At 46.8% G+C, this 25,847-nt stretch carries 30 protein-coding genes and 2 pseudogenes; 7 read left to right on the top strand and 25 right to left on the bottom strand.

From position 1 onward, the window contains the following. From merF to merT, 3 genes are read right to left on the bottom strand one after another with little or no spacing between them, the layout of a single operon-like run. On the bottom strand, positions 1-240 hold the full coding sequence (merF, locus tag AC08OG_RS15675) for a mercury resistance system transport protein MerF (protein ID WP_068434989.1): 240 nt from the start codon (positions 238-240) through the stop codon (positions 1-3). A 2-nt stretch (positions 241-242) separates the two neighbouring features. Beyond that, entirely contained in the window at positions 243-539 is a 297-nt protein-coding gene (gene merP, locus AC08OG_RS15670; RefSeq protein WP_008175598.1) for a mercury resistance system periplasmic binding protein MerP, read from the bottom strand. 13 nt (positions 540-552) lie between these two features. Then, on the bottom strand, positions 553-906 hold the full coding sequence (merT, locus tag AC08OG_RS15665) for a mercuric ion transporter MerT (RefSeq protein WP_292411742.1): 354 nt from the start codon (positions 904-906) through the stop codon (positions 553-555). A 73-nt stretch (positions 907-979) separates the two neighbouring features. Here merT and merR point away from each other — a divergent pair, with 73 nt between their 5' ends. The 4 genes and pseudogenes from merR to dmeF all read left to right on the top strand — a co-directional run bounded on the left by merR (position 980) and on the right by dmeF (position 3,878). Further along, the gene (merR, locus tag AC08OG_RS15660) at positions 980-1,408 is read left to right on the top strand and encodes an Hg(II)-responsive transcriptional regulator (RefSeq protein WP_015077956.1); all 429 of its coding nucleotides are present in this window, start codon (positions 980-982) and stop codon (positions 1,406-1,408) included. Positions 1,409-1,621: 213 nt separating this feature from the next. Then, positions 1,622-2,320 carry an MBL fold metallo-hydrolase gene (locus AC08OG_RS15655; protein ID WP_008295674.1) on the top strand — a complete coding sequence of 233 codons (699 nt, stop codon included), beginning with the start codon at positions 1,622-1,624 and terminating at the stop codon, positions 2,318-2,320. A gap of 188 nt (positions 2,321-2,508) precedes the next feature. Then, positions 2,509-2,946, top strand: a complete 438-nt coding sequence (locus tag AC08OG_RS15650; RefSeq protein WP_008295672.1) for a protein tyrosine phosphatase family protein — start codon at positions 2,509-2,511, stop codon at positions 2,944-2,946. A 200-nt stretch (positions 2,947-3,146) separates the two neighbouring features. After that, positions 3,147-3,878: pseudogene (dmeF, locus tag AC08OG_RS15645) on the top strand (CDF family Co(II)/Ni(II) efflux transporter DmeF). Between the two features lie 22 nt (positions 3,879-3,900). On the opposite strand, the gene AC08OG_RS15640 reads toward dmeF, so the two are convergent. Then, positions 3,901-4,890: a site-specific integrase gene (locus tag AC08OG_RS15640; RefSeq protein ID WP_023659524.1), complete on the bottom strand. Its 990-nt coding sequence runs from the start codon at positions 4,888-4,890 to the stop codon at positions 3,901-3,903. 195 nt (positions 4,891-5,085) lie between these two features. Between AC08OG_RS15640 and AC08OG_RS15635 the strand changes: the two genes are divergently transcribed. The 3 genes from AC08OG_RS15635 to AC08OG_RS15625 all read left to right on the top strand — a co-directional run bounded on the left by AC08OG_RS15635 (position 5,086) and on the right by AC08OG_RS15625 (position 7,050). Beyond that, positions 5,086-6,141, top strand: a complete 1,056-nt coding sequence (locus AC08OG_RS15635) for a DNA-binding protein (RefSeq protein ID WP_023659525.1) — start codon at positions 5,086-5,088, stop codon at positions 6,139-6,141. A gap of 70 nt (positions 6,142-6,211) precedes the next feature. Then, the gene (locus AC08OG_RS15630) at positions 6,212-6,601 is read left to right on the top strand and encodes a YkvA family protein (protein ID WP_008295667.1); all 390 of its coding nucleotides are present in this window, start codon (positions 6,212-6,214) and stop codon (positions 6,599-6,601) included. A gap of 56 nt (positions 6,602-6,657) precedes the next feature. Continuing rightward, positions 6,658-7,050: a hypothetical protein gene (locus tag AC08OG_RS15625; protein WP_482930635.1), complete on the top strand. Its 393-nt coding sequence runs from the start codon at positions 6,658-6,660 to the stop codon at positions 7,048-7,050. Between the two features lie 19 nt (positions 7,051-7,069). Here the strand turns inward: AC08OG_RS15625 and AC08OG_RS15620 are convergent, their stop codons facing one another. The 21 genes and pseudogenes from AC08OG_RS15620 to AC08OG_RS15520 form a co-directional block, all read right to left on the bottom strand. Continuing rightward, positions 7,070-7,510 carry a type IV pilus assembly protein FimV gene (locus tag AC08OG_RS15620; RefSeq protein ID WP_292411747.1) on the bottom strand — a complete coding sequence of 147 codons (441 nt, stop codon included), beginning with the start codon at positions 7,508-7,510 and terminating at the stop codon, positions 7,070-7,072. A 5-nt stretch (positions 7,511-7,515) separates the two neighbouring features. Continuing rightward, positions 7,516-8,481, bottom strand: a complete 966-nt coding sequence (locus tag AC08OG_RS15615; protein WP_292411748.1) for an ATPase, T2SS/T4P/T4SS family — start codon at positions 8,479-8,481, stop codon at positions 7,516-7,518. Positions 8,482-8,530: 49 nt separating this feature from the next. Further along, complete coding sequence (locus tag AC08OG_RS15610; protein WP_292411750.1) at positions 8,531-9,616, bottom strand: type II secretion system protein; 1,086 nt, start codon at positions 9,614-9,616, stop codon at positions 8,531-8,533. Then, entirely contained in the window at positions 9,609-10,028 is a 420-nt protein-coding gene (locus AC08OG_RS15605; RefSeq protein ID WP_292741662.1) for a hypothetical protein, read from the bottom strand. Before AC08OG_RS15605 ends, AC08OG_RS15610 begins: the two co-directional genes overlap by 8 nt. A 12-nt stretch (positions 10,029-10,040) precedes the next feature. Continuing rightward, positions 10,041-10,103: pseudogene (locus AC08OG_RS15600) on the bottom strand (prepilin-type N-terminal cleavage/methylation domain-containing protein); the annotation flags it as partial. Continuing rightward, positions 10,103-11,257, bottom strand: a complete 1,155-nt coding sequence (locus AC08OG_RS15595; protein WP_292411753.1) for a type II secretion system F family protein — start codon at positions 11,255-11,257, stop codon at positions 10,103-10,105. The pseudogene AC08OG_RS15600 and the gene AC08OG_RS15595, both read right to left, overlap by 1 nt. After that, positions 11,257-11,697, bottom strand: a complete 441-nt coding sequence (locus AC08OG_RS15590) for a pilus assembly FimT family protein (RefSeq protein WP_292411754.1) — start codon at positions 11,695-11,697, stop codon at positions 11,257-11,259. The genes AC08OG_RS15595 and AC08OG_RS15590 overlap by 1 nt, the downstream gene beginning before the upstream one ends. Before the next feature lie 17 nt (positions 11,698-11,714). Then, entirely contained in the window at positions 11,715-13,349 is a 1,635-nt protein-coding gene (locus AC08OG_RS15585) for a GspE/PulE family protein (protein WP_292411756.1), read from the bottom strand. A 5-nt stretch (positions 13,350-13,354) separates the two neighbouring features. After that, positions 13,355-13,882, bottom strand: coding sequence for a hypothetical protein (locus AC08OG_RS15580; RefSeq protein WP_292411757.1), 528 nt, complete (start codon positions 13,880-13,882; stop codon positions 13,355-13,357). A 9-nt stretch (positions 13,883-13,891) separates the two neighbouring features. Then, positions 13,892-14,350 carry a hypothetical protein gene (locus tag AC08OG_RS15575; protein ID WP_292411758.1) on the bottom strand — a complete coding sequence of 153 codons (459 nt, stop codon included), beginning with the start codon at positions 14,348-14,350 and terminating at the stop codon, positions 13,892-13,894. Next, on the bottom strand, positions 14,337-15,173 hold the full coding sequence (locus AC08OG_RS15570; protein ID WP_292411760.1) for a hypothetical protein: 837 nt from the start codon (positions 15,171-15,173) through the stop codon (positions 14,337-14,339). Before AC08OG_RS15570 ends, AC08OG_RS15575 begins: the two co-directional genes overlap by 14 nt. Positions 15,174-15,220: 47 nt before the next feature. Next, entirely contained in the window at positions 15,221-16,888 is a 1,668-nt protein-coding gene (locus AC08OG_RS15565) for a type II secretion system protein GspD (RefSeq protein ID WP_482930634.1), read from the bottom strand. Then, positions 16,888-17,493 carry a hypothetical protein gene (locus AC08OG_RS15560; protein ID WP_292411764.1) on the bottom strand — a complete coding sequence of 202 codons (606 nt, stop codon included), beginning with the start codon at positions 17,491-17,493 and terminating at the stop codon, positions 16,888-16,890. Before AC08OG_RS15560 ends, AC08OG_RS15565 begins: the two co-directional genes overlap by 1 nt. A 14-nt stretch (positions 17,494-17,507) precedes the next feature. After that, positions 17,508-18,056: a hypothetical protein gene (locus tag AC08OG_RS15555; protein ID WP_292411766.1), complete on the bottom strand. Its 549-nt coding sequence runs from the start codon at positions 18,054-18,056 to the stop codon at positions 17,508-17,510. Next, positions 18,049-18,474 (bottom strand): CFI-box-CTERM domain-containing protein, encoded by a 426-nt coding sequence (locus AC08OG_RS15550; RefSeq protein ID WP_292411767.1) that lies wholly within the window; start codon positions 18,472-18,474, stop codon positions 18,049-18,051. The genes AC08OG_RS15555 and AC08OG_RS15550 overlap by 8 nt, the downstream gene beginning before the upstream one ends. 129 nt (positions 18,475-18,603) lie before the next feature. Further along, entirely contained in the window at positions 18,604-20,463 is a 1,860-nt protein-coding gene (locus tag AC08OG_RS15545; protein WP_292411768.1) for a vWA domain-containing protein, read from the bottom strand. A gap of 11 nt (positions 20,464-20,474) precedes the next feature. Then, complete coding sequence (locus AC08OG_RS15540; protein WP_292411770.1) at positions 20,475-21,482, bottom strand: DUF3150 domain-containing protein; 1,008 nt, start codon at positions 21,480-21,482, stop codon at positions 20,475-20,477. Positions 21,483-21,754: 272 nt separating this feature from the next. Next, positions 21,755-23,029, bottom strand: a complete 1,275-nt coding sequence (locus tag AC08OG_RS15535) for a DUF1173 family protein (protein ID WP_292411771.1) — start codon at positions 23,027-23,029, stop codon at positions 21,755-21,757. Between the two features lie 137 nt (positions 23,030-23,166). Continuing rightward, positions 23,167-23,937, bottom strand: coding sequence for a hypothetical protein (locus tag AC08OG_RS15530; RefSeq protein WP_292411773.1), 771 nt, complete (start codon positions 23,935-23,937; stop codon positions 23,167-23,169). A gap of 290 nt (positions 23,938-24,227) precedes the next feature. Further along, positions 24,228-24,830 (bottom strand): hypothetical protein, encoded by a 603-nt coding sequence (locus tag AC08OG_RS15525; protein ID WP_482930633.1) that lies wholly within the window; start codon positions 24,828-24,830, stop codon positions 24,228-24,230. After that, positions 24,823-25,839, bottom strand: a complete 1,017-nt coding sequence (locus tag AC08OG_RS15520) for an AAA family ATPase (RefSeq protein WP_482930632.1) — start codon at positions 25,837-25,839, stop codon at positions 24,823-24,825. The genes AC08OG_RS15525 and AC08OG_RS15520 overlap by 8 nt, the downstream gene beginning before the upstream one ends. Positions 25,840-25,847 lie beyond the last annotated feature (8 nt).

The raw sequence follows: 25,847 nt of genomic DNA, 5'->3' as shown, positions 1-25,847 counted from the left end.
TTACTCCTTGGTTGAAGGGCTATCGCAGCAGGCGTCGTGTTTCTTTTTACGCCAGACGGCATAGCAGGTCAGGCCAATAAAAAAGACCAGTGCGGGCAAAAGCACGTAGTCGAGATAGCCGGTGAGGGCTGTCAGGCCTAAGGTTCCCAGCAAAACCACCAGTATTGGGGTAAAGCAGCACAGGGCGACCAGCACCGTGCCGATGACGCTCACCCGCAACAGGGTTTTGGGGTTTGCCATGGTTACTCCTGTTTTGCCTGAGATTGTTTCAGCGTGGACGGATAGCCGGCGTTGGTGGTGGCTTGCGTCAGTGCCTCAACGGTCGTTTTCTCGTCGTCGAAGGTGACCGTCGCATCGCGTTCTTCATAACGAACATCCACAGAGGTCACGCCCTCCACCCGGTTGAGAGCGGCCTTGACGGTGATCGGGCAGGCCGAACAGGTCATGCCAGGGACTGACAGGGTGACGGTTTGTGGTGCTGCCAGGGCCGGCAGGCTAACGAACAGGAATAACGCTGTGGCGATCAGTGATTTTTTCATGGTGCTATGCCTCTCAGTAAAATAGGGGTAAAACATAAGGGAACGCCAGCGCAGTCAGAATGAGCAGCGCGACAATCCAGAAAACAACCTTGTAGGTTGTGCGTACTTGCGGCACCGCGCAAACATCGCCCGGCTGGCAATCCTGTGCAGGCCGGTATATCCGGCGCCAGGCAAACACCATGGCCACCAGTGCCGCACCGATGAACCAGGGCCGATAGGGTTCCAGGGCGGCCAGGCTGCCGACCCAGGCACCGGAAATGCCCAACGTGATCAAGACCAGGGGGCCAAGACAACAGGCAGACGCCAGAGCAGCGGCAATCCCTCCTGCGATCAGCGAACCGCGACCGGATTTTTTGGACTCTGACATTACGATGGCTCCTTTCTAAAAATGGGTGACTGAGGTAAGGTTACTCCCGTAGTCAGCTACGGAATCAACCCCTATGTCCAAAAAACAACACTCAATGACCATTGGAGCCCTGGCCAAAGCCGCCGGTATGGGAGTGGAAACCATCCGCTATTACCAGCGCCGGGGGTTAGTGGCAGAGCCTGAAAAGCCCTATGGAAGCATCCGCCATTACGACGATCAGGCGTTGGCCCGCCTGCACTTTATTCGAACGGCCCAGTGGCTGGGGTTCAGTCTGGATGAAATCGGAGGGCTGCTGACACTGCAGGACGGTACCCATTGCGATGAAGCACGGGTATTGGGCGAGCAAAAACTAGCCAGTGTGCGGGCGAAAATTTCAAGCCTGCGACGCATCGAGCGTGCGCTGGACGGGTTAGTGCAGGAATGCTGCGCTCAGCGTGGGAATGTTGAATGCCCATTAATCACATCGCTCCAGGATGGGCTTGAAAACTCGGCTTTTACCTGATTAAAGAACAAGACAGTCCGTGAACGAGGCGTACACAAAATTAAGGGCTGAAGGGAGGTACGCTAACCTCACCAACCAAAAAAAGCAGGGCCTCCCGAAGGGCGAGACACTAGGCATGGCGCCCACTCGCCCTGCGATTGACAGCTACCTTTGCTATTATTACATTTAGTTACACCCTTATATCTTTTAGCGTTTTTCGCAAGGTTGAAATTCATGCTGTTCCGTCAGTTCTTCGACAAAACATCCAGCACCTACACCTATCTCATTGCGTCCGGCCGGGGGCGAGAAGCGCTCATCATCGACCCCGTAAAAGAGTCGACGGAGGCCTATCTTGGGTTAATTAATCAACTTGATCTTAAGCTTGTCCGGGCGATTGATACCCACACTCATGCTGACCACGTCACTGCCCTTGGTGATCTGCGTGACGCCACCCAATGCGTCACCATCATGGGTGAATTTACTAACGCGGAATGCGTATCAGAACATGTATCGGAAGGTGATCGAATTGATATCGACGGCATTCGGTTGGAAGCCATTTACACTCCGGGTCACACTGATGAATCCTTCAGTTTTTACTGGAATCAGGGCGACCAGAAGGCGGTATTCACTGGCGATGTGTTATTGATTCGCGGTAGTGGCCGGACTGATTTTCAGGGCGGCGACCCACGCAAGAGCTACGATTCTATCGTTAACAAACTGTTCCGCTTACCTGACGATACGTTGGTATATCCAGCGCATGACTACAAAGGAATGCTGAGCTCCTCCATCTACGAGGAGAAGCATTACAACCCACGTCTGGCGGGCAAATCGGAAGCCGAGTACGCCCGGATCATGAATAATCTTAACTTGCCCGACCCCAAACTGATGGATGTTGCCGTGCCTGCAAATCTGGCATGCGGAAAGCAACCGTGACGTTTGTAAGCATGGATTGTTACCCAATGGCGCAGCACTCTGCATTGAGTACTGAGTCCGGCCTCGATCGTGCCCTGGCGATAGCGATCCTTGCTGGCATTCTCGCCGGTCTCTTTTTGGATAAACCCAGCCGCTATGAGCTGACATAAACTTATTCAGAAGTTCCCTGAAATTAAAGGAGATATTCGATGGATATCAAACAACTTGATGAGCGCTTTAGTGTAACGGCGCAACCTGGTATTGACGATATTGAACAACTGGCAAACGCGGGTTTCCGCACGATTATTGCCAGCAGAGCTCGAAATGAAACGGACGACCAGCCTGATACCCAAACCCTGAAAAACAAGGCAGAGTCCCTGGGCATGACGTGGTACGAAATTCCAGTCGAACCGGGAAAGTACGCCCCTGAGGATATCGAGGCTTTTGCCAGCGCTTTGCAATCATCCACGGACCCGGTTCTCGGCTATTGTCGCACCGGGAAGCGCGCCATCCACTTGTGGGCCTATGCCAAGGCGGCTCACTATCCGATCGCGGACCTGCTCAGCCAAGCCAGCGCAGCCGGCTATGATCTGGAACCACTGCGGGACGATCTTGAGATATATCGGAATCGGATGGGTCAGAAGTGATCGCGAGATCGTCCCGTTAAAACTGGCCTTAAAATGTCAAAATGCCTTGGTGCCATCCGAGGGCTCACGAGCATGACTTTGTCGTTGATGATCGTCACATCTACTGGCCCAAATAAAAAGGACGCGCCACCCACTGGATAACGCGCCCCACAGTGCTTTCCAGGCTCTACAACTCGCCGGTGTGATTCGCCCCAACGGGGTTGCCGAACTCAAACGCATCGAGCTCGCGGTTCAGTTTCGGTACCGGCAAAGTGAATGCGCTGGGAGGGTTCACGGGCGCCGTACTCCTGGCCGGCTTCGCTCTCTTCATGGTGGTTGAGAGCATTGATCGCTTTATCCATCCGGTCACGATTTCGTTCAACGGCGCTATTTTCGTAGCGATCATCGGACTGATCGTCAACGGCGTGTCGGCATAAATTCTTGGCGACCACCATGACCACAGTCATGCCCACCAGGAAGACGATTCACACCACTCTCATGACCATCACGACCACAACCGCCGTGCGGCCTATTTCCACGTGTTGGCCGATGCGCTCACCTCTGTATTGGCCATCGTGGCTCTGCTTGCGGGTAAATACGCCGGGTGGAACTGGATGGACCCGGCAATGGGTATCGTCGGTGCCATTCTCATTACCCGGTGGTCTTGGGGATTATTGAAAGCCACATCGCGCGTGTTACTCGATCAACAGCAAACCGGTATCCAGCAGGGCGTTAAACGAGCGGTAGAATGCGGCGATACGCGCGTGAGTGATCTTCATGTTTGGTCGATTGGGCCTAACTTGTATGCTGCGATTGTCGCGGTCGTTACCCATGACCCTCAGCCGCCCGGTCATTACCGCGATCGTATCCAAACGGATAACGCATCACTTGTGCATGTGACTGTGATAGTCCATACCTGTCCAATGCATTGCGAACTCTCTCAGGATGGGTAGCCAACCACTGTCATACTAAACATTAATCGGAGCCCTCGATCAGGCTAGCAACTTTGGCCAGCAGGGTGCTTGCGGCGTTGTCCGTAAACTGCTGCCCTTCCTCGATGTAGCCCCGCACCGTCCCGTCATGCTTCCAGCCGCCCTGACGCTTGATCTGCGCAAAGTCGACCTTCTCCCGCGCGGCGGCGGTGGATAAACCGCGCCGGAAGCTGTGACTGCTCAGGGTCGGCACGAAGTCCAGGTCGCAGGTTTCCCCGAGCGCCTTCAGGATACGGTTCACTGACCCGCCTGAGAGGGCTTGGGGTTGCAACCGATCCCAGCGATTGACGGCTCGAAAGACGGGTCCTTCGTGAATGCCCGCGCGCTTTAGCCAGTTTTCGAGGGCACTGACCGGGCAGACCGGCCCGTTGCCCCGAGGCAGGGCCCGCTTTAGCCCCTCACCGTGAGGATCCGTTTTCGAGCGCGGCAGAGTCACCACAAGCCCTTCCGGCTCCCACGACAAATCCTCCACTTCAATAGTCACCAACTCACTGCGGCGAAACGCCCCAAAAAAACCGACCTGCAGCAGGGCCCAGTCGCGATGCTTCTTGAGCGAGTCAGGCTGCTGCTGGAGTGTTTGCAGAAAGACGGCAATGTGTTCGAGGCGCAGCGCCCGGGCTTGCCGTTTCGGCCGACCATGGACGCGACGAATCCCTTCCAACGTTTTGCGCACGCCAGGGTCCCGAGCGGGATCACGCAATCCCTGAGTCTGGTGCCAGCGCCCCAGGGCCGTCAGGTAGACATCCAGCGTGCGAGGATTAAGCGCGACTGCCTGGTCGGACAGGTAGGCCGCCAAGGTCGCCGGCTGTGTCGGTAGACGTCCGCCCCAGCGCTCAAAGCTTCGAATGGCCGCACGGTAGGTTCGGCGCGTGTTGTCCGTGGTGGCCATGTGGATGTACCGATTAGCCGAATCGGCTAACAGGGTCTTTTCCGTATTACGTAATGTGGACCTGGTGGTGGGTTTTGGATCCATGATCACTCCAATTCGAGGCGTGCTCTCAAGAGCCGGTGGTGTACCGGTGTTACAGGGGCAGAATAGAGCAGACCACACTCTAACGCACGTTAATACGCTTTAACGTGCGTTATGGGTCTTAAATTAACTTTGTTAATTATCTCATAAATAACGTAATATTACATATCACGTTATATGATAAAAATGAGGCATGTCATGGCCCGCGCCGGAATTACCTACCAGGATGTCGCCAACGCTGCGCAACGCGTCCGCCAACGCGGTGACGAGCCCACTGTCGACCGGGTGCGATCGGAGCTCGGTACCGGCAGTCGCAGCACTCTCGGGCCAATGCTGAAACGTTGGAAAACAGGCAGCGAAGCCGCAGCGGATCTGAACGGACTCCCGGCTGACTTGGTGGCCGCCGTGAAAGCCCTGCATGAGCGAGCTCAATACGCGGCCGATGAACGTATTACGCAGGAGCGCGAAGCGCACCAGACGCTGGAACAGCAATGGCGCACCGAGCTGGAAGAGGTGCGGCAGCGGTGCGAGTCACTGGAAGAGCAACGCTGCGGGCTGGAGAAGGCCAATGAAGCGCTTCGCAACGAAAGCGATGCCCAGGCCCACGCTCTGCAACAGGAACAGCACCGGGCGGCCTCACTCACGTCCAAACTGGAGGCAAGTCAGGAGAAACTCAGTGAGACCACTGCAACCGTCCAAGAGATGAAGCAGGAAAACCGCGATATCCGCAGCCATTTCGAGCACTACCAGCAGGAGATTGCCGAGGATCGCCGTCATGAACGGGACCAGTTCCACAGGACCCAGTCAGGGCTGGAGGGTCAGGTGGATCAGCTGACGCAGCAGCTCCGCTCCAGCGAACAGGACCGCGACACGCTGAGACAACATCGCGACCAAATAAACCAGCGCTATGAGGCCAGTCAGGATCACGCTGAAAACTTGAAAGAAAAGTTGCACGCGAGCCAGGCCGTCATAACACAATGGGCAACGCGAACAGAAACGCTGGAAGCGACAGTCGACCGCCTCCAGCTGGAGCGAGATAGCGACGCCGAACACCGGGAGAAGCTTGGTGCGGCCCTAACGGATTCTGAAAAACATCTCGCGGCCTGCCAGCAGCGGATCTCCGACCTCAGAGAGCGCGTGGCAGCGGCTGACGACCGAAACCAGTTCCTCAACGATCAGAATCGCGAATTACTGCAGGAAAAAGCTGTCCTCCAGGGTCAGTTGAAACAACTACAAACAAGCCTGGCTAAATAGCCCGCTATTGTCTCGGCCTGATCATCCCTGAGAGTTGCGAGTAATGCCAATCGCGCAAGGAGAAGTTTAGATGTCTACCGTGACCTTTGGCAGGCTGCGAGCTGCGGCAAAACGCATTCAGCATGATGCGCTGACGGTTTATTTTGTGGCGCGAGACTCGAATACCCCCATAGTCGTTCGGCTGCTTGCGCTCGCAATCGCAGCGTACGCCATGAGTCCAATTGATCTCATTCCGGACTTCATACCGATCCTGGGCTATCTTGACGACATTATCTTGGTCCCGCTGGGCATCGTCCTTGTCATCAAGCTGACGCCATCGAATGTGATAGAAGCGAGTCGCTCGAAAGCAGCTAAAGTGGCAACCAAGCCGATCAGCCACGTTGCGGCCGCAGTCGTTATTGGCACATGGCTTTTATGTGCCGCGGCTTTTGGCTACTGGGTGTGGGAATACGGCAGGTAACGCATCGTCTGCACGCGATGAAATAGTTAATTTAGGGCTTGTAAAACAGATGGTTAATGCGCTTTTTGGAGGATTTCGTCAGAATCGTTGCCGACCCTCTAAAGCCATTAGTGCCCTATCTTGTAGAGCTCAATTCAATCAAATCATATAGCGATTTATTGATGGTGGATAATGAACTGCTGAAGCTCATGGAGTCGTTTGAAATGGCTCGTGTAGAACTGAATGAGGGGTATGACGAAGGTGTATTGGCAAGAACCGGAGGTCATCATAAGGATTATTTGGATCTTTATCAGGATGCTCTCCGGGGCCGTGATACTCCCCGAACTGGCTGTATCTGTTTGAGTGGTGATAGTTTTGATATTCCACCGATTCAAATCATATCGGCATACCTGCATGATAAAAGAAAATGCCGAGCTTATGAAAAGCATAAGGCCGGCATTATTGTTTAACTCTTTGTCGTTTTTTCTCCTAGGGGGTAACCATTGCGTCGAAGCTGTCTTGACTTGTTGTAAGGGCTTCGATTGTGTCTTCGATTTCATTCTCGATATGGCTAATTTTCTTTTGAATGGAATCAATGCGTGTATTTCTTGTGGGTGTCGAAAATGGGCTACCGGTGCCACTAAGTAATTGCGTGGCATGTTTAGAGCTTGCGTTAGAGGCTGCAGTTTGGGATGGGATTGCTAATTCCATACCTGGCTTGATGTTGCCGATATCAGCACCCAATAGAGCTGAGTTATTTTCATGTATCGCTGCTATCATTTGATGAACCGTTACATCATGTGCTTTGGTTTTTTCAGCAATCTTCCATAAGCTATCACCGGCTTGAACAGTATAAGTCTGTGCAATAGCTGGGGAGGCCAGCATTGCGGTGAAAAGTATACTTACAAAGCTTCTTCCTATTCTCATCATCAGCCTCATTCTGTGGACCATCGAACAGTTTCTTCGACTTGGAGCTTTCCGGAAATTACGAGTGATTTAGCGTGTTCTGCGAGTGATTTTCTGCGTTGCTGATACATTTCATGATTTAGTCTTGGTAGTGCTGCCGCACCCTGAGCAAGAATACTGCGAACTTGGGTTGTAGCTTCTAACGTTTCGTAAATACAGTGTGTTTTTCCACTTATGCCATGAATCAGGTGTTGGCAAATAAAGCCCTGCATTGCTTGAGGAAGCAAGTCATCATGCTGATCGTCAAGTAATGCGAACATTTTGGTGACGACTTCCTGAATATTTTTTGCGTGAAGTGTGGCAAATACTCGGTGGCCAGTTAACCCAGCCTGGATAGCAGCTTCAGCCGTATTGGGGTGGCGAATTTCACCGATCACAATATTGCGTGGAAATTGACGCATAGCTTCATGCACACCGGCGTTGAAACTACCAACGTTGATACCTACTTCTCGCTGACAAATAAGTGGATCAGTATGACTGTATTCTATTGGCTCTTCGATCGTTACTGTATCGCCCAATTCACCGCGTTCTGACAAGTAATTGATAAGCGATGCCATCGTGGTTGTCTTACCAGCACCTGTTGGTCCAGCTATTATTATTAATCCTGAGCCATTGGTTAGTGAAAGTACTTTGTCTAGCTCAAAGCCCAAATCGTCTTGTAAGTGAGGAATGACAGTTGGATTTCTTCGCATTGCACAACCCCAACCTCGGTCGCTGTGGAATATATGGCAACGCCACCGATCACCTTGCCATGTAACTGAGGCGTCAGTTGCGTTAATTGTTTGGTCTGGGCAATGTTCATCTAGGATTTGGGTATATAAATCTTTCAGTTCATTCCATGTTTCACCTTCACGAAGAATTTCATGCTGACCAGAGCGGTTTAATATTGCGTAGTCGTTGAACAGTTTAATATCGTTTAAATTGTTTTCTATCATTAGGTTAGATCTTCCTTTGGTCTAGCTATTGCTAATGTCTTGAGTCTGACTATTGCTTCATGCATGTCAGCATTGCCACGTTGGTAGGGCGTACCTCAGCATTAGGTTTTAATCTCATACGAAGCCTCCAGACATCTGTTCCGCCACCACCCTCACCTGTGTGTAGCCAGCTAGAATAAGCACCGTCTTCTGGAAGATAAGAAGTTCTTAAGCCTGGACCGGCAGTCCACTGGTTCAATCGTTGAACTTGGAAGTCACTAAATCGTTGCGTGTCTTGTGCTTGTTCGCTACCTCTAACCCTGCCTGCGTCTATACCTTTGCCTGCGTCCCAAACCCTTATAAACTGACCTCTTAAATCTGGAGTACCACCTGCACCATTAGCCATTGACCAACCATCGGGGCATATACTTTGATGGAAATGAGCGACCATTCCTTGTGGAGCTCCCTCTGGACCTTTCCACTGTCCACTTACACAACTGAGTAAGTTTCCGATATTATCTCTTGCTACTAAACCGTTAGATGCACACGCTGAGTCTTTCGTCACGATTGAGTTCAATAGAACTGTCTCTGTCTCGATTTGGTTAGCGTTTAGGATGTTATTATCATCCATATCTAAATCACCGGTCATTGGTCTTGAGCCATCTCTTGGCAGCAAATGTTCAAGAGCTGGAATGACGGCTGGCAGTGGCACAGATACTGTAACAAGGCTGCCTGACACCGTGCTGGAGGGAAGGCCAGCATCTAAAAGCTCTGCATTACCAGCATCTACTGCATCAATAGTGACGATAAATCTTTTGCCGTCTCCTGTAGTGCAGCTGGTACTTAAATTAGTACCAAAGGGTGATCGAACGTTAAATCCTTGAAGATAGTTTTCAGTGTCCATTGTAGAAATAGCTGTCGCACAGTTATCTGCTTCGCTTGGCCACTCACCATCCTGTTCTGCTGCAAAGTTCTGAGCTGACTGAAACAGGTCATTAACTTCAGCAACGGTTATTGCAATCCGATCTTCTTCAAATTTCTGGATGTGCTGATAGGCGAAGGGGGCAGCCATAATACTTATGACCATCATCACAACCAGCAGCTCAATTATCGTAAAGCCAGATTGTCTCAATGTTTGAGAGCGATATTTAATCATCTGTGGATTCCAAATAGAGGTGACGTTTGTTGTAGATTGAAGTGACAACTGATGAGCGATTATCGCCCCGTGGCTTATAGCTAACTAGAAGATTAGTGCTAGCCCCAGCGGACGTTGCGATGGTTTCAAACGGATTAATATCCCGTAGCGGAATAGATACTTTTACAGTGGCATATTGTCCGGTAGTGGTTATTAAGTAGCTCGTTCCCCAATAGGTCTGCAATGGGCTACTGGTTAAGCCCTGCGAGTTTGCTTCATAATTGTTAAGTAAAGCAGCAATATCGCTAGTAGTTGCGTCTGTGAAGTTATCACCACCTGGTAATCGTCTCGCGACATCAGCTGATGCAGCAAGTGCTTTCATAGTTTCAACTGTGGAAATGACCCTGTGTGACTCCATAACTTCTTTAATCACGGGCATACCCAGTGTGGCTAAGATTGAAAGTAGTACTGTGACTACCAATAATTCGACGAGCGTGTAACCTTTCACTAACCACCACGCGACAGTAGCATTGGGGCATAGAAGCCTGCAGCAATCAAAAAAACTGTAAATACAGCCGATATCATGCCAATGTGCAACGCAAGCTTAGAGAAGCGTTTTCCCGTAACGAATATCTCTGTGATTAGCATCCCTTTGATACGCACTAGTAATTTGTGACGTGCTTCGTCATGCGCTGCATCGAAAGCTTTCATGCCAATAATAAAACTAGGTGACCAGTATTGGGCTAGTAGGCTTTGTGGAATAGTCGCACCCTGCTCTACACCTTCCATAATGGACTCGACAGCTAATTTATTTGTGCCGCTGTTGTTTTTAGCAATCAAATTTAGGGACTTGTCTGGACTGAAGCCCGACGCAAACAGAGGCATCCAAGCAGCAAGGAAATTTGCTGATCTTCTGGCTTTTAATAGCTCATCAAGTTGACGCACGCCCCATAGGCTGCGAAATTCTGAGACATTGTTCCAAAGGTATCGAATTCCGGCCATAGCCCCACCAACTACCAATAAGAAGAGAAACGTGTGGTCAGTTTGAATTGCTCTTAATTTAACGATAAGGCGAGTTGCATTGTTTTCTTTAAGCTGAGGCACGTCGATGATTTGCTGTGCTGGACCTCCGAGTATTAAGCTCAATAGCAAAATGGATGTTATTCCGAGGATTAGATAAGTTAGTCCCAGCTTCAAATCCGCACTTGTGGCTTTTCTCAGCTCAATATCCTGCTGAATGTTTTTAACTGCCATGTTAATAGCTTGACTCATTCGACCTGACTCTTCACCAGAGCGAACTAGTAACACAACGTTTCCATCTACCCCGAAAAGCTCTAAATAATCAGATATTCGTGAGGCGTGTTCTATTCTGGGATCTTGCATGTGCTTCTTTAGAAAAGGAGTGCTTTCTGCTATTTCAGTAATGCCTTGTGTTATATCGGCACCTGAGTCCACCAGTGTTGCGACTTGAGCAACAAGAAGTAATTGTTCTTCAGGTTTGAGTTTGTTTGAACCAATCTTTAATCCAAACGGGATTTCCCATGAGCCTTCAATTGCATCATCAAGTCCAGGCTGCTCGAGAAGAGCAACCTGATGTTCTGCTTCCATCAAGGTAAGGCGAGTATTGCCATCCAAATATCGAAGTTTAACAACGAATTGCATTATGGCATTACCAATTCAACTGTTACGCTTGAGCCAGAATAGGATGCATTATTAATGTGCTCAACTTCAGATGAATTTAGACGTGTCGCTAAATTAGTACCATCTTCGTCATCTGGTACTGGCATTGAGATATTGAAGGTATTGCCGGCTACACTAACTGTCCAATCCGTATCCCAAGCAGTCTGATCGCTCAAACCGTAACGCGTTAGTTCTGATTTGTCACAGTTACCGTAGCCACGATTGATGCGGTAGCATTGAGTAACTGCTGATAGAAAGTCACGTTCAACAAAGTAGGTAGCCACGTCCACATTCGCACCACCTACCCATGCGTTAAAGCCGCGCATACCTATTGTTCCAAGTATGGCCAATACAGTAACGACAATCATGAGTTCGATTAATGTGAAGCCTTTTTGGGCTTTTTGTTTAAGATTTAGGTTCATTTTGTTTTCCTCAAAAATTAGAGCAGGTTTGTTTCACGGCCATAAGTAAAGTGTTGGCCATAGCTTGCAAGTGGAGATAGCCTGGCTTCTAGTTCACTGATAGTTGTTTTTCCACGGCGGACCATGTTGATACCGTTGTCCCACATGGTGGAATATTGGTGGTTGCGATGCTTCTCTTCGATAACATTTGCAGATGTACCTTCAAGAATTTGATTTTGTGTCCATGGGTCGATAATCATCAGCTCAGAAACTAGACTTCGACCTGAGTAACCTCCATCGCATTTGGAGCAGCCTTTATGGTCTGCAACCTTAATGGGTTCACCAAGTTGAGGTGCGCCACGCAAGCTTGAGTACTTCTCAGCAATAGCTGGATTCTGTCCAAATTCTTCTTCTGTGGAACACTCATTACAAACATTTCTCACCATTCGCTGAGCTGATATTGCAAGCAATGAATCGGCAAGTGTTGATGGATTAACACCCATGTTTGTCAATCGACTAATGGTTTGAACCGCGCTATTTGTATGCATCGTGGCAAGAACCAAGTGACCGGTCATGGATGCTTCAATTGCAAGATTAGTGGTTTCAAGATCACGAAGCTCACCGACGAGAATTACATCCGGGTCTTGCCGAAGTTTTGTTCTTAATCCTTCCGCGAAGGTCATGCCAGCTTGGTTATTTATCTGGGTCTGATTGATGCCAGGTAATTCAACCTCGACAGGATCTTCTAATGTTTGAATTGAATCGCCAGGACGTAATTCTTGGATTAGCTGGAGCATGGCGTACAGCGTTGTAGTTTTACCGCTTCCTGTTGGGCCGGTGACTATTACTAATCCTTTTGGAGGGCGACAAAGGGTCTTTAAGGTTTCATACTCAACTTTCGGGAAGCCAATGTCTTTGAGCTGCCTTTGCTGGCCTGTTGGGTTCAATAGCCGCATAACAAAATAGAAATAGGGGTCACCGCCACTCATTACTGGCGATGCAGCTAGACGTACCTGTATGTCTTTATCCTTCCAGAGATAGTTAAACTTTAAATCAAGTGGTTTAGTTGGCTTCCCACCGATTTTTCCAGCTCGTCCAAGCAATTTGTTTGACCAATCCTGATACTCATCCATACTGATTTTATGTTGATATGGCTTGATTACCCCATCCGAGCGAAACTGTATTGATAAATGTTTTCGTGTGCGTGGGGAAACATGGATATCACTGGCACCTACTTCCAAGGCGCTTTCGATCATTTCATTAATGCTTTTATCTAACTCGGTTTTGCTAGTAGCTTGAGTTAGTGTAATAGTGGATGTGCCTATTAATATGCCGGTTTTGCTAAAGTTAACTTTCCCTTTTGCCTGCTCCTCTAGCATTTCTTCAATTGTGTGCCCATAAGGGTTCACAATGTATAAGGTATTATTTGCAATTCCCCATCCAGCACCTTCGTGATCAAACTCACCATCATCAATGCTATAGATAGGTTTATTACTTAATTGAGAGAAAGCAGTAGCTATATCTGCGGCAGAGACGCCCTCTTCAATCAGTGAGTGATAGATTGCTTCGCCAGACTCTGGTATTGGCCAATGCGATGATTTGATTGAGTCTGTAACGCCCTGAGATATAAGCTTTTCTAGTATGCGTTGAAATAATTCAGTTGTTCCAGTCATAGTAATCACCAATTTAAAACTAAGGTTTTGGAATTAGAGTTTCCGGAGTGTTTAATGCGTACTTTTGAGGCATCTATATGGGTAACAACCCACTCTCCAACTGTGTCTCCGACAAGGGCCCATTGAGTCTCACCAGAATATTTAAGTTTTGCACTGTCATTCTGGATAGCTTCTAGCGTAGGACTGACGCTTGACTTGCTTTTAATTCCTTCAATTGAAAAAGAACTCTCTTCCAGTGATGTAGCTAGATGTGGTTCTTGGCTACCTATCACTGTCGCAAGGTCATTAAGAGGGTCTTGCCGGATATCTAAATCAGCTTCGCGACAGTCAATACCCATTTCATGGCAGTCTCTGATAAGCATTGCTTGAGAGTGCTTTAGTTCGAGAATTTCTTTTTGCTTTCTGAGCTCTGTTAATGCCTGTTCATGTCGAATTTGATCAGCTGTTAATCCTGTTTGGTTTTCAGCAGAAATAGGCTGGGTAAAGGAGATAAGTATTCCTGGTAGCAATAATGTAAGTATTTTTTTTCTCATAACGACCTCTTAGTTTTCTAATTCCGAACCTAACGCTGCGAAGCTCAGGCCAATTACTTCATTGTCTATGGCTGCAGCACCAAAAATTACAGGAACCACTTTCTGGATCTCTATAGCTGCCATGGCCACATTTCTACTATTTCCCTGAATCACGCCATACCATGGTGTTCCTCCAGGTATATCTGAGTCGAGAATGCCTGCATCCTTGGCTTGTTTGAGTGGGGAAACTTTCACGCCATGTGTACTGGCAATTACAGTGATGGAGTGCCAGATATTTGGAAGTAGTGGGAGATCAGATTTTTGGCTGACAATTTCTACTTGATCGTTAATCTGAGATATTTGCAGTTGTAGGTTTTCTATACTTGGATATTCTCTGGAAGCGTTACCAGTGATTATGTAAAAAGCAGCAAGCATTGAAGAAACTAAAATAATTGCAATATTTCTAATGATTGGATTAGTACGATTCATCGTTCACCCATTGGATAATCGTTGTGTTAGCTGAAAGACGCTTTGACTGTATCCCCATATCTTCCAGCATGCTTAACCTGGCTCTTGTGTCCCGAGAATCCTTAACTTCAATTGCAATTTGCTTGTTAGGGAGTAAGTTAATCTCGCCAGAAATATTGCTGCCTGTGAATGCATTAGTTACTTGATAAAGGCTTGATAAGGCTTTTGACTGTGATGGCCAGTTTTCAAGTTTTTGAAGATTAACAGAAGCAAGAGCTTGTTCAGCGATGTGAAGTTCAGTGTTTACTTTGCTGAATTCCTTCATGTGTGATTTATGATGATGAGCTAGGCCTGTATCCACTAAAAGGGCTAGTCCACTCACCAAAGCTACTGCTAGAAAACCTTGTTGCTGAGCTTTCTTTTTGACCAGTACTGCTGCAGCAATACGTTCTTTGTGTGTCAGTAATGGAGAGTCTGGCAATTTAAGGTCAGAAATACTGACGGTGATTTCTTCACCATCAGCAACTGTGATTCCTTCTTGGATCGCAGGTCCTGGTAGACGTTGTAGTTCGTCATGAAACAGTGAGCCTGTATGCAGAAGCCCTTCATGGCTATATAAGTAATAGCCAAAATCTTTGCTTTCAGTCGTAAAGATGTATTGCAAACGCTTGCTGGTATCAATCAACCCAGATGCAATTAATGACTGCCAGAAACCATATACCGGTATTTTCGGATGTGCATCGCGAGTTTCACGCAGAGCTTGCTCTTCGTACCAGACTCTAAGACTGCCTTGCTCTTGACTGGTGTATTTATCGTTTGTCGAACCCCCTAATACGTCACGCATCAGGATGCACGTGCTTCCTTCAATTGAGATTGGAGTATTGACGGATATCATGCGCCCACTTCCTGTGGAGTGATGACAATGAGCAGTTCGCTGTCTTCTTGCTCGAACTTAGCTCCACCCAGAGCTTTGGCAAGTAATTCATTTTTAATTGGTAGTCTTTGAGTGTTTTGCAGAACTCTATTTATGATCAGACCACCAAGATAAATTGGTGTGCCACTGGTTGTAATGACCTGTGTTGCAAGCTCTTGAAGAGCAATATTTGGCGTTTCAAATACTTCACCACCAGAACTGATTGGAGTAAATCCAGTGATTGTGCTCAGTATCGGAACAATATCGACTAGAATTTTGCCGTCATCCAGCATCTTAGGTGTAACAGCGATTTTGATACCTACATTGACACGTGAAAGTGTTGTAGTGATTGCAGTGTCTGACGCTACATTGCCATCTCCGCCAGCAGTTAATGGCAAAAATTCAACACCTGAAACGAATGAGAATTCCTGTGTAGATCCTAAATAGGCTGTATACCCATTTGTTACAGTTAATCGTGGTTGGCTTTGAAGCGTGACACTGCCTTGCTCTCTCAAAGATTCGACAATCGCATTTAATGTCAGATTACCAAATGGGATTGATGCCGCTACTGACCAGTTACCACCGTCTACAATGGACAGTGCTTGTGTAGTTTCACCAGCAAAGGATACGGTTTTGTCTCCATCGCTATTTTGGTAAACGGCATTCCAGTCAACACCATATCCTTCACCTCGGCTAGTTTTAATATCTAAGATGGCACCTGACAGATGTACTTGTCTTTGGCTATCTGTTTCAAGCTTTGAGAAATGTTCATCAAGGCGTCTAATTTGGCTTGGCTTTCCGTACGCTGTGATTTTACCTAGTCTTTTATTACCTACTACCCATGGCGTGTCAAAGTAAGGGTTCATCTCATCATCGAGTGCTTTGCTATAGTTATTCAAAAAAGCTATAGGATCATCGCCTTCTTCAAGTTGTGGCACTAAAGTATTCTGATTGCTCCCATTACTAGTGTTTGAGCTGGACTCACCGTCCTCTATAAGTCCTAGAATTCGTTGGGCATCTGCAATTAATGATGACCATGTATCATCTTCACGTGTCGTGACAATATTGGTACCGCTTGCACTTTGTGTTTGGCCTTGACTGGATTCTCCACCTCCAGCATTCCCACCCATAGCACCAGAACCGCCACCAGATGATCGCTGTGTTGTTGCCGAGAAGCCAGAGCGCGTAATGGCTTCTGGCATATCAGATAGTGCAGCCATATCCCAAGATTGAGTCATGGTTGAGGCCACCTGGAGAATCACGCCATCACTATTTTGGACAACGTCTATTTTGTAATCGGTTGTACCTTCAATTTGACGAATATAGTCAGTAATGCGTGAGTTTTGTGCTCTCACACCTATTTTCATGGCCAGATTTACACCAGAATCGAGCGCCACGATGTTCGCTGTTGTCAGTGCTGAGGGATGTGTTAATGCATCTATCAATGCAATACGTGGCTGATTGATAGTGACGGTTTCATCCAAGATCTGTTTGCGTGATGTGGTGATATTGACGTAGTTGCTAGTTCTGGGTGCTAACTGCTGAGTACGTGGAATGTTTTCAATCTGCGTTGTTTCAACAGGTTTTTCTGGTGGCATAGCACACGCTGTCAGACTGATCATGCCGGCGATAACTAATTTCTTCATTATTTCTTGCCTCCGTGAGTCACGACAATCAGTGGTTTAGGCTTCATATTTCTGTATGCGAGATAGGTCAGCCCTTGTGGCTCAAGAATGTCCTTAAGCGCCTGTGCATAACTGGTTTCACCCGAAAAGCTGATAAGCGTACTTTCGATGCTTTTGTCGATTTGCAGGTCTAAAACCCAGCCAGGAGGGGTTAATGTGCGAATACTGGAAGGTAATGAACGGTCACGAAAAGAAACCTGTATTTCATCATTCAGCTCACGTAGAGGTAGGTCAGCTACCGTCTTTTTCGGCTCAGGAGCTTTAACCTGCTTCTCTGCAAGGCCAGTTGCTACTGCTTTTCTTGGCGGAACAACATATTTGTCTGCTGTGCTCGCAATGTTTTTTGCAGTAGTTGTGTCACCTGCTGGTGATTTTGATGTTTCAGCCTTACCTGCAGAATATTTACTTACCAGCTTGGGCAATATGGTCTTTGGAGGTTCTTGCAATTTTGCTGTGAGTCGGACGCGATTATCAGCGTACTTAGCACTGTCTTCTGTTGGCATTAACACATCAGCGTTAGCACCAGATGCAATTAGTAGTGGCAGTAAAAGCAGTTTTGCTTTCATGATTTCTCCTATGATTACTGGCGGCCTGAAAACTGCCAATTGTCGCAATTAATTTGTTGAGGGCAGCTTATGCACATTGCTTTGTGCTGGGCATTTGAGGGTGTTGCTTTACCATTCATGAGCGCCTGAGTTCTATCGAACTCTTCGATCACTTGTGCTTCGTTAAGAAGGTTTCGTTTGATATATTGGACACCATCAGGCGTAACCACCCTGAAATAGGCATAGTCAGCCATTTTCATGCCTATACGGGTCAAAATGACTCGGTATACCGAAACCTGAACAATGTCTTTGAGGAATACTTGATGCTTATCACGGGTTTTGCTGTCCACCAGCACATGTAGTCCAGACATGACCCTGTATAACTGGTCCAATGTGCCATGCATTTTCCGAGGCACTTCCGTGCGAATGTAGTATTCAGAACGAATTAGCTGACCTTCAGAAAGCTCGGTAGGCATACGTTCTTTTAGAATGAATTTACGACGCTGTTCACGTCTTCTGGCATCAATCCCGTACAGAGACAGGATGAGCAAGCAAACAATAGCGAGATAATAGGCTTCAGCCATGGATGCTCACCTTTTTAACGATCCAGTTGATAATGGGTTTCATGAATTTTCTGACCAAAGGGTAGCGTTTCATCAAACACACAATCGTTGGCGAGAGTTCGTAATAGGCACTGGTAAATATCCGGCCTAAGTAGCTTTTTTGAAGACATCTGTCACGGAACAGTCTTAGCTGCTCTGTCTCTTTGGCAACAGGGCCATAAAGCTCGGTAGCAATGAAACACCGATTATCTCGGTTTGAACCATAGCGTTGTGCTTCAAGGTGATGTCGAAGATGTTCTTCGTCTCCTCTTTCACGTCGCTGTTTTTGAACGTCTGTTTCATGCCGACCATATTGCTCATCGAGCACGAGCTGCTTTTCACAGAAGCTGCGCTGAGCAATCTTGGTTGCTGATAGTAAACCTTTGGCCTTTTTCTTCATGGCTCGCATTAAAAAAGGTTTAAGGCTTTGCCTCAATGAATAACCGGATATTGGTCCGAGCCGGTTATAAAAAAAACCCCCTTTCGGGGGTCTAACAGTTGGTACTACTAGCTATGAAGCTATTTTGCGTTAGGCAGCAAGTAATGTCGTTTCAAGTAGTGAGAAGGTTGCTTCCGCAAGCTCTCCCACGTGCTCAATACATACATGCTTATTACCAAACAGGGCTGACATCATCTTCTCGCGAACGTCGATGCCAATGCCGTATACCTCAATGCCACCTTGTCTCAAGTCATTTACCGTCTTGATACAGTCTTGCATGTCATCAGGAGCACCATCAGTCACCACAAAAAGGATTTTTCGTTCTTCTTTTTGAGCAACCAGGTTATCCCCTGACCAGATCAAAGCAGGAAGCAACGGAGTGCAACCTTCGACTTGAACTTCTGGGTAATACCCAGCTGTTTGATTCATCGTTTGATCTTGTCTTGTCAAAACAGTCACAGCCGTGCCCATTGAACCCGGAAACATTGCTGCACCTACTGACAAGTGAGGTACATTTTTCATTGCAGCAGTTAGTGACAATGTAGATCTTGCAGCCATCGCTATGCCTTCACGCATAGAACCCGACCTATCAAGCAAAACCTGTACTGCCGTATTAACCGCTTTCTTGCGACTGGCCGACTTAAACACCGATAAATTTCCTGATTTTATACGATGTAGTTTTCGGTCATTCAGCCTGCGCCCATTTCGTGAAGTCTTTCGCTTCACTTTGGTCTGGGATTGAACCAATTGGACAAGTCTGGAACGCAATGCAGCTGTTGCTGCTTGAGCTTCATCAAGTGCTTTTTGATGATCGCCAGGTGATGTTAAATCAGTAATGTGAGTTGGTTTCATGCTAACAGCGTGATTTCCACGCTCATTTGCCGCCTCTTGAATCTCATCCTTGATGAGTTGTTCAAATGCATCACTGATATCACCTGGCAAATCCCTTGAGTCACTTTCTGATGTGCCCAGAATGTCTTTCATGGCTTGCACGGCTGCATCAAACGCTTCTTGTGACATATCCCCCGATGAATTGGAGGATTGACCGTTACCGGTGTCACTGTCTGCATCTAATGTGTCGTCGCTGGACGCTGTACTTGCATTTGATGATGAATCATCATTTGCATCGTTATCACCTTGGCTTGATTGCATATCGCTATCATCACCTTGTGCATCATCGTCCCCTTGATCTGAACCTTGATCGGAATCATCGCCATCACCGGTTTGCTGGTCATGGTTCTGATCAGATGTCTGGTCTTGATCTTGTGAATCATCGCCAGCGTGTTGCTGCTGGCTTTGATTACTGTTTTGTGGTGGTGCGGTGCGTTGACTCTCCTCTTCCAGTATTTGGGCAACTTCGCGAGCAAGCTCAACGATTTCACCTTCATTCTTTGTGCCAGAAACCCTGGCTAAAACACTATTAATCCGTGTCATAGCCAGTGGCGTCATATAGCCTTCGAGAAATGTCTGCGCGGTTTGAGCATGGTCATCTAAAGCGGATTGACCAAGTACCCGTGCACGCCCTTTGTGAAGCAAATACCCACATAACGCTCCAGCTGGTGAAGTATCAGTAGTGACTGGCTCAAAGAATCCATTATGGACAAGCTTTTGAACTAGGTTCGCAAGCTTTTTATGTGCCCCCGGATAATCCCGGATAATGCACTTCTCCATTCGAATGTCTTCCATGATCCCGCTCAGTTTTCTCTCTATTGGAGATAACTTGGCGTAATCAATACTGAAGTCGCTGTAACGTATGTGTCCTGCTTCGTGAATGATAAAGCCAAGTCCCAGTATTTCTACACCGGGATCATCCAAGGGCAAAGACGGTAAATAAATAACATTACCGTCTGTCCGAGGATGACCAGCATCCACTTCCACACGAACACCCATGTTGCGCCCCAGTGCCTTTGCGACAATGGGGAGTGATTTAACCAAAGTTGATTGGCTCATAACATACTCCTTTAGAAGCAAAATGCAGCTGGTTGCGCTACAGGTTTAGGATTAGAGGGGATGGTGACTTCAACTTCTGATTGCTTATCAGTTTGCTCATCAACAACTTCTTCGCTGACAATATCTGTCTGCTCTGAAACCACTAATGAATCGTCTTCATCTTCCTCAATTGGATCGAACACATCGTTTTGATGTTGTGGTACCTGGTTAATAAAGTCCGTCATTCTTCTGTACGAACCTAACAGGTTTAATAACCCACAAACTGATGAGAGATCGGCACCTTCAATCGGACCGGTTTTTGGCAACGCATCAAGAACATCATTTACGCGCTTGATGAGAACATTCACCTTACTGCTAATGTAGCTCAGTGTTTTGAGCTTATTCAGCATTGTGCGAATGGGTGAAAGCGCTTTTTGACCGGCTCTATCCTTATTTTCATAAGAAGTAGCCCACGCATCAGCTGCCATTTTTTCGATTTCCGACAACAACTGCCCCAACAACCCGTTTTGCTCTTGTTGAAGGCCATCGTTCATCAGTGCCCCTTGGCCGCCACTTGTGATTTTGTAAGCTTGAAATTCAAACTTGAATCGATTCTCGATTTCACCGCGACTCATCATGGAATTGCGTAGCCATTGTTCCCATGCAGGATGTTCGGCTATCCATTCAGTGTTGGATTGCTCATAGCTATCCAAATACTCGGTGATTAACGCTTCGTGCTCATCTTTCATACTCTGCAATCTGGCCAGTAATGATTCACCGGCTTCGATTGAAGTGCCATAAGCACCAAACGCTTTGAGACAGACCTTTTCACATTCCCGATGAATACGTTTCCCAAGGCTGTTAATGCGCTTCAGCTTCTCAGGATCTGCAATTGCTTTAGTACCGGGGGTGATTAGATCTTCAGGTGGGGTCTTGTCAGGATCAGCATATCGGTTTAGCTCGTCGCGTGTCAGAGTCTTTTTGCCCTGCCAAGTACGGTAGTTGATATGAATCCAAACTGTTTGATCTAGTACTTCCATTAGGTTTCTCCTCTTAAAACAGAAAAAACCCGAATTGGAAATACTAGTCCCCGAATGGGAAATAATATTTCCCGTCCGGGTAGTTGAGACTGGCATTTATTGCGCTGGGCCAGTTCCAGTTCTTGCTCATCAAATTAATGACGAGCGAGAAACCTAGTTACGTGAATGTTATTACTACAAGGCTATGAATGCAAGGCAACTGGTTCACACTTTTACTATCTATCGTCATCGCGCCATTTGCCATAATTATCAATGCGGTCCTGCTTGTTAAGCTATACGCTGTCCGTGCGTGTTGCTGGCGGTGTTGGCAAGTCTGGAACGCTTTCACCTTGTTTTTCCATATCCCAGATCCAGTATTTGCCATACTTCTCTTTCCATCGCTCTTTAGATTGGTGACGTTGTTCAATAGCTGTTTCTGAAGCAAACGTCCGGAAGATGGCCATTGGCAATATTGCATTAGGGTTATCCACCAGCAGGTAGTCTGGAAATACAGAATCTCTGGAGCCGTCATATCGCATTGTTTTAATGAATTTATGCCCTTCCATGACTAGCTTTTCAGTCATTAGCCGGTCTTGTTCACAATAGGTAGGGATCATATGAATGTCAGTTACTAAAAAACCGATATCTTGGATATGCAGAACCTCATCAATATCTCGGCTGACAATCATTAATGTGTAGATCAAGCGTGGATCATTGATATTACCCAGAATTTCGAGAGCAGGGCCATTATTGAGTTTTTTTAGAACGTGCTGAGATCCCCAATATTTCACAGACTCACTTTGATGCCGAAGTGTGATGGCTACTGATTTCTCTTGAACTGATATTTTACGAATACCCCCGACCACCATCATGTACTTAGTGACGGTGCTGGTTTTGGTCATGATGCGTTTAAATGCGTCTTTTCTTCGAGCATCAATGGCGTCTTTTTGGGATTCGTTAAAATGTTCAGGGATATACAACACATCTGCAACGTTAATTCGCTTGGTATTGAGTCTTTGTGCGACATCCAAAAGTCGGGTTCTGGCCACTGCCCAAATGCGTCGATTATGAAAGCCTGGATGCCATCGGTTAAGTTCTGCCTCTTCCCACATCAAAGCAAGCAAGCCTGTCAGAGACATGGCTTCACGTTTAGCAGTAGGTGATTTCGGTCTTGGTGGCACCATTGCGTCGATATCGTTTGCTTCTTTAGGCGATCTATCAACAATCTTATGGGCCAGTGGTGCGAGAATCTTTAATGACAATGTGCCATCATTTTTTGGCTTAATAACATCACTTTCGTAAGTGATCCTGCCGCTGTCTTCCTTTTCCATTTCAAAAGAAGGGCATTCAGGGGAATGTAAAGTGCCAGTACCGGGATTGCGAGCAAGGTAATACCGCGTTCGATGAGCAATATACATCGGTGGTAATTTGTCATTGCACTCACATCTCGGTATGACATCTTTAGCTTTGAAGGTCGCAAGCACTCGTTGCGCTTCGACTTCATTATCAGCAAGCCAGTCACGGGTATAAGCAGTTTCGTGGTCAAAACGAATTCGGATAGGACTCATAAGAAAGCCTTAGTTGGATTGAATCACTAAGCACTCTATAGGGCTATCTTACTGATTTGAATAAATAACCGGATATTGGTCCAAGCCGGTTATCTATTCCAGACCTCATTAAATAAATACATAGTTGCTTAAAGGTATTAGTGAATCTTGAATTCTTTTATTGTTGGTAAACCATTTTGGAATTCACATGAAAATGTGATGCTTAGCTTACCAAAGAAACATAAGCCGTCTACGTTAATGCTTCCATCCTCTTGAAGATGAGCTGATTCGCTATTTAAGTCTGATGCTTTTGGACATTCAGTGCCTGGTTTTGATAATTCAAATTCCTCAGCACAAGCCATATAAGCAAAAAGATTTTCTTTTTGCTGAGATTTTAGCTTCTTAGCATTTTCCTTTCTCTGTCTAGCATTTATCTCGCTATCAGCCAATTCAATTGGTTTTATAACTGCATCGTCTACTCTCGCATAGCCACCGAAGCTATAGCTATCAAAGATACCCTCTACAATTACTTTTTGATCTAAACCTACTTTAAAACGATTAGATTTGGGATAGACATAGAATTTGTGCGAGCCGTATTCAATTTGATCACTGGTATACAAAGTAAATTCATTACCATCAATCGCTTTGACAAAGCCTGTTAGCTGAACAGATTTGTCTTTGCAGGCGTTTTTATAGTGCTTACCTTTGTAGCCACTGCTACCTTTAACGCAGATAGCAATGTCTTCTGTTTTTATTTGTTCTTCAATTTCTTCACTAGAAAACAGGAATATAAGAGCTATAACGACTAAAACGAAAAGATAGAAGATATAAACGTTGGTATTTGTGGGGTACTCCTTTCCACATGCAGGGCATAAATTTCCAGTGGTTTCGGATTGGTGGTCGCAATTCTTACATTTTCTTGATGCCATGAATCTATCCTTAGATAAAAATTTGGCGATAGTACCCCATAATTGCTTTAAAGGGCATTACAAACAAAAAAGCCGCTCCCCGAAGGGAACGGCTCAATTGAATTAAAAACAAATAGCTGTCGGCGTACTGACAGCCTCCTGAGATAAAATCTGAACTGGTTTGGCTATTATGCCAATTGCCTGTGCGACTTCTCGAACATAGCTTCTCGGTAGCTCTAATCCTTCAACAAAGTCAGCCGGTAGGCCTCGCTTGCTTGGCATTAAATCACGATCAGTCTGCCCTTTAGACGCTACGGCTGTAACGCTGCCATCGGGGAGCTTTTTCGATAAACCCACCAGCAGCAAAAGCTGTAGCGAGTAATCGATCTTGCCACCCCCCATGACTTTCCCCCTGATAGGAAGCTTAATCCAGCATCTCTTGCGATTTGCCAGCCTCCCGTTGGAAGCAAGCCATCACACGAAATGATGGCTCCTTTCAGGTTTGCGTCATATTCAGCCGATATCGGCAATATATTAAAGCCAGTGTCGAAGCTGTATTCCACAATGTCATCAACCAGTGATTTCAATGCGGTTTCCACTTCCACCTCGTCCAACTCAGACAAACTCCACGTTGCTTGCTCGATATCCTGAGCTAACGTGACATTGCCTTTGTCGTCGATACGCGCCTTACCAATCAGTGAGTAACCTTCACTCAGCTTTTGGCTTGAACGCTGAATCAGCTCGCTCCTCGCATCCGTGCCAAGGTCTAATTTAAGCACCCTGGTACGCAGCTTGGAGCCGGTCTTACCAAACATAACGGTAAGCTCGTTTGCTGCTGTGACTTTAACGGCCCAGTCTTTTGTCCCTTGACCAGCTGGACTGTCGTTTCGGTAGAGATCATACAAATCAGTCATTGAATGATTTACCTCCATTTCCAGTCGTTGCTTGAGCAGAACCACTTGTCCAGGCATCACCGATGTGCAATTCAGCAACTTCGATAATGGCCGCTCGGGTTGGTCGGTCAGCTACATTAAGTAGTGCCCGGTTCAACGCGTATGCAATAGGTGAATCTTCTATTGCACGGCCAAACCCGTGATAAGCTTTGGTCATATGTCCCCAGCGTAAAAGCGTCCGTGTACTCATGGTCAACGGTATCCGGTTTTCCCCTTCGGTGTGCAGATTGCGAATGTCATTTGCAACATCAACCATCTTTTCGCACAGCTCGTCGGATAAATCCGGTACCACTGATTTCAGAATGCCTACTTCCACTTCTTTTTCCGGGTAGCCCACAGATACTTTCCAGAAACGATCAACAAATGCCAGGTCTTGCTTATTGGCATTACTGTAATCATCACTAGCACCGGCCATGTTCGTATTACCTGTTGCTGCAAAACAAAATGCATCGTCAGGTTTTACGACATGATGACCAGCTGCATCCAGAACCAAAGGACGCCCTGCTAATACTTCGTACAGTCCAGTTAAGACTGCATCATCTGCTCGGTCAATCTCATTGAGCACCAGTATTCCAGGTTCATTTTCTGCACCCATCGCCAGTGGCACAACACCATACATAAATACAGTGTCTCCACCGACGATTTCAGTACGGCCCATCAGAACGTCAAACTCCATGCCTTCATATATCGTTTTTTCATACATCGGTATATTCAGTAATGCACAAAAGTTCACTAAAGCAGCCGATTTACCCGCACCCGTGGGTCCGAACAAATACATGCCGTCTTTATTGACGCCTGCCAGGTTCATGTTCCACCAGACCATCAGATCTCGTAAAACACCTTTGTCAAAACGATAATTAGCTTCAGCGACTGGAACATACTGTGAACCCGGTTCGTACCCAGTAATAAATTGTCCCTTTGCTGCCTCGATGCCAAATGTTAAACCGATATCGTATTGCATTGTTTTCATGTGCTATC

The sequence above is a fragment of the Methylophaga sp. F7 genome (genome assembly GCF_056863975.1).
Note: the sequence above shows the minus strand (reverse complement) of the source record. Positions and strands in the feature narration are given on the sequence as shown.

Coding starts and splice junctions, on each gene's coding strand:
- merF (WP_068434989.1), bottom strand. CDS start 240: ATGGCAAACCCCAAAACCCTGTTGCGGGTGAGCGTCATCGGCACGGTG.
- merP (WP_008175598.1), bottom strand. CDS start 539: ATGAAAAAATCACTGATCGCCACAGCGTTATTCCTGTTCGTTAGCCTG.
- merT (WP_292411742.1), bottom strand. CDS start 906: ATGTCAGAGTCCAAAAAATCCGGTCGCGGTTCGCTGATCGCAGGAGGG.
- merR (WP_015077956.1), top strand. CDS start 980: ATGTCCAAAAAACAACACTCAATGACCATTGGAGCCCTGGCCAAAGCC.
- AC08OG_RS15655 (WP_008295674.1), top strand. CDS start 1,622: ATGCTGTTCCGTCAGTTCTTCGACAAAACATCCAGCACCTACACCTAT.
- AC08OG_RS15650 (WP_008295672.1), top strand. CDS start 2,509: ATGGATATCAAACAACTTGATGAGCGCTTTAGTGTAACGGCGCAACCT.
- AC08OG_RS15640 (WP_023659524.1), bottom strand. CDS start 4,890: ATGGATCCAAAACCCACCACCAGGTCCACATTACGTAATACGGAAAAG.
- AC08OG_RS15635 (WP_023659525.1), top strand. CDS start 5,086: ATGGCCCGCGCCGGAATTACCTACCAGGATGTCGCCAACGCTGCGCAA.
- AC08OG_RS15630 (WP_008295667.1), top strand. CDS start 6,212: ATGTCTACCGTGACCTTTGGCAGGCTGCGAGCTGCGGCAAAACGCATT.
- AC08OG_RS15625 (WP_482930635.1), top strand. CDS start 6,658: ATGCGCTTTTTGGAGGATTTCGTCAGAATCGTTGCCGACCCTCTAAAG.
- AC08OG_RS15620 (WP_292411747.1), bottom strand. CDS start 7,510: ATGATGAGAATAGGAAGAAGCTTTGTAAGTATACTTTTCACCGCAATG.
- AC08OG_RS15615 (WP_292411748.1), bottom strand. CDS start 8,481: ATGATAGAAAACAATTTAAACGATATTAAACTGTTCAACGACTACGCA.
- AC08OG_RS15610 (WP_292411750.1), bottom strand. CDS start 9,616: ATGATTAAATATCGCTCTCAAACATTGAGACAATCTGGCTTTACGATA.
- AC08OG_RS15595 (WP_292411753.1), bottom strand. CDS start 11,257: ATGCAATTCGTTGTTAAACTTCGATATTTGGATGGCAATACTCGCCTT.
- AC08OG_RS15590 (WP_292411754.1), bottom strand. CDS start 11,697: ATGAACCTAAATCTTAAACAAAAAGCCCAAAAAGGCTTCACATTAATC.
- AC08OG_RS15585 (WP_292411756.1), bottom strand. CDS start 13,349: ATGACTGGAACAACTGAATTATTTCAACGCATACTAGAAAAGCTTATA.
- AC08OG_RS15580 (WP_292411757.1), bottom strand. CDS start 13,882: ATGAGAAAAAAAATACTTACATTATTGCTACCAGGAATACTTATCTCC.
- AC08OG_RS15575 (WP_292411758.1), bottom strand. CDS start 14,350: ATGAATCGTACTAATCCAATCATTAGAAATATTGCAATTATTTTAGTT.
- AC08OG_RS15570 (WP_292411760.1), bottom strand. CDS start 15,173: ATGCGTGACGTATTAGGGGGTTCGACAAACGATAAATACACCAGTCAA.
- AC08OG_RS15565 (WP_482930634.1), bottom strand. CDS start 16,888: ATGAAGAAATTAGTTATCGCCGGCATGATCAGTCTGACAGCGTGTGCT.
- AC08OG_RS15560 (WP_292411764.1), bottom strand. CDS start 17,493: ATGAAAGCAAAACTGCTTTTACTGCCACTACTAATTGCATCTGGTGCT.
- AC08OG_RS15555 (WP_292411766.1), bottom strand. CDS start 18,056: ATGGCTGAAGCCTATTATCTCGCTATTGTTTGCTTGCTCATCCTGTCT.
- AC08OG_RS15550 (WP_292411767.1), bottom strand. CDS start 18,474: ATGAAGAAAAAGGCCAAAGGTTTACTATCAGCAACCAAGATTGCTCAG.
- AC08OG_RS15545 (WP_292411768.1), bottom strand. CDS start 20,463: ATGAGCCAATCAACTTTGGTTAAATCACTCCCCATTGTCGCAAAGGCA.
- AC08OG_RS15540 (WP_292411770.1), bottom strand. CDS start 21,482: ATGGAAGTACTAGATCAAACAGTTTGGATTCATATCAACTACCGTACT.
- AC08OG_RS15535 (WP_292411771.1), bottom strand. CDS start 23,029: ATGAGTCCTATCCGAATTCGTTTTGACCACGAAACTGCTTATACCCGT.
- AC08OG_RS15530 (WP_292411773.1), bottom strand. CDS start 23,937: ATGGCATCAAGAAAATGTAAGAATTGCGACCACCAATCCGAAACCACT.
- AC08OG_RS15525 (WP_482930633.1), bottom strand. CDS start 24,830: ATGACTGATTTGTATGATCTCTACCGAAACGACAGTCCAGCTGGTCAA.
- AC08OG_RS15520 (WP_482930632.1), bottom strand. CDS start 25,839: ATGAAAACAATGCAATACGATATCGGTTTAACATTTGGCATCGAGGCA.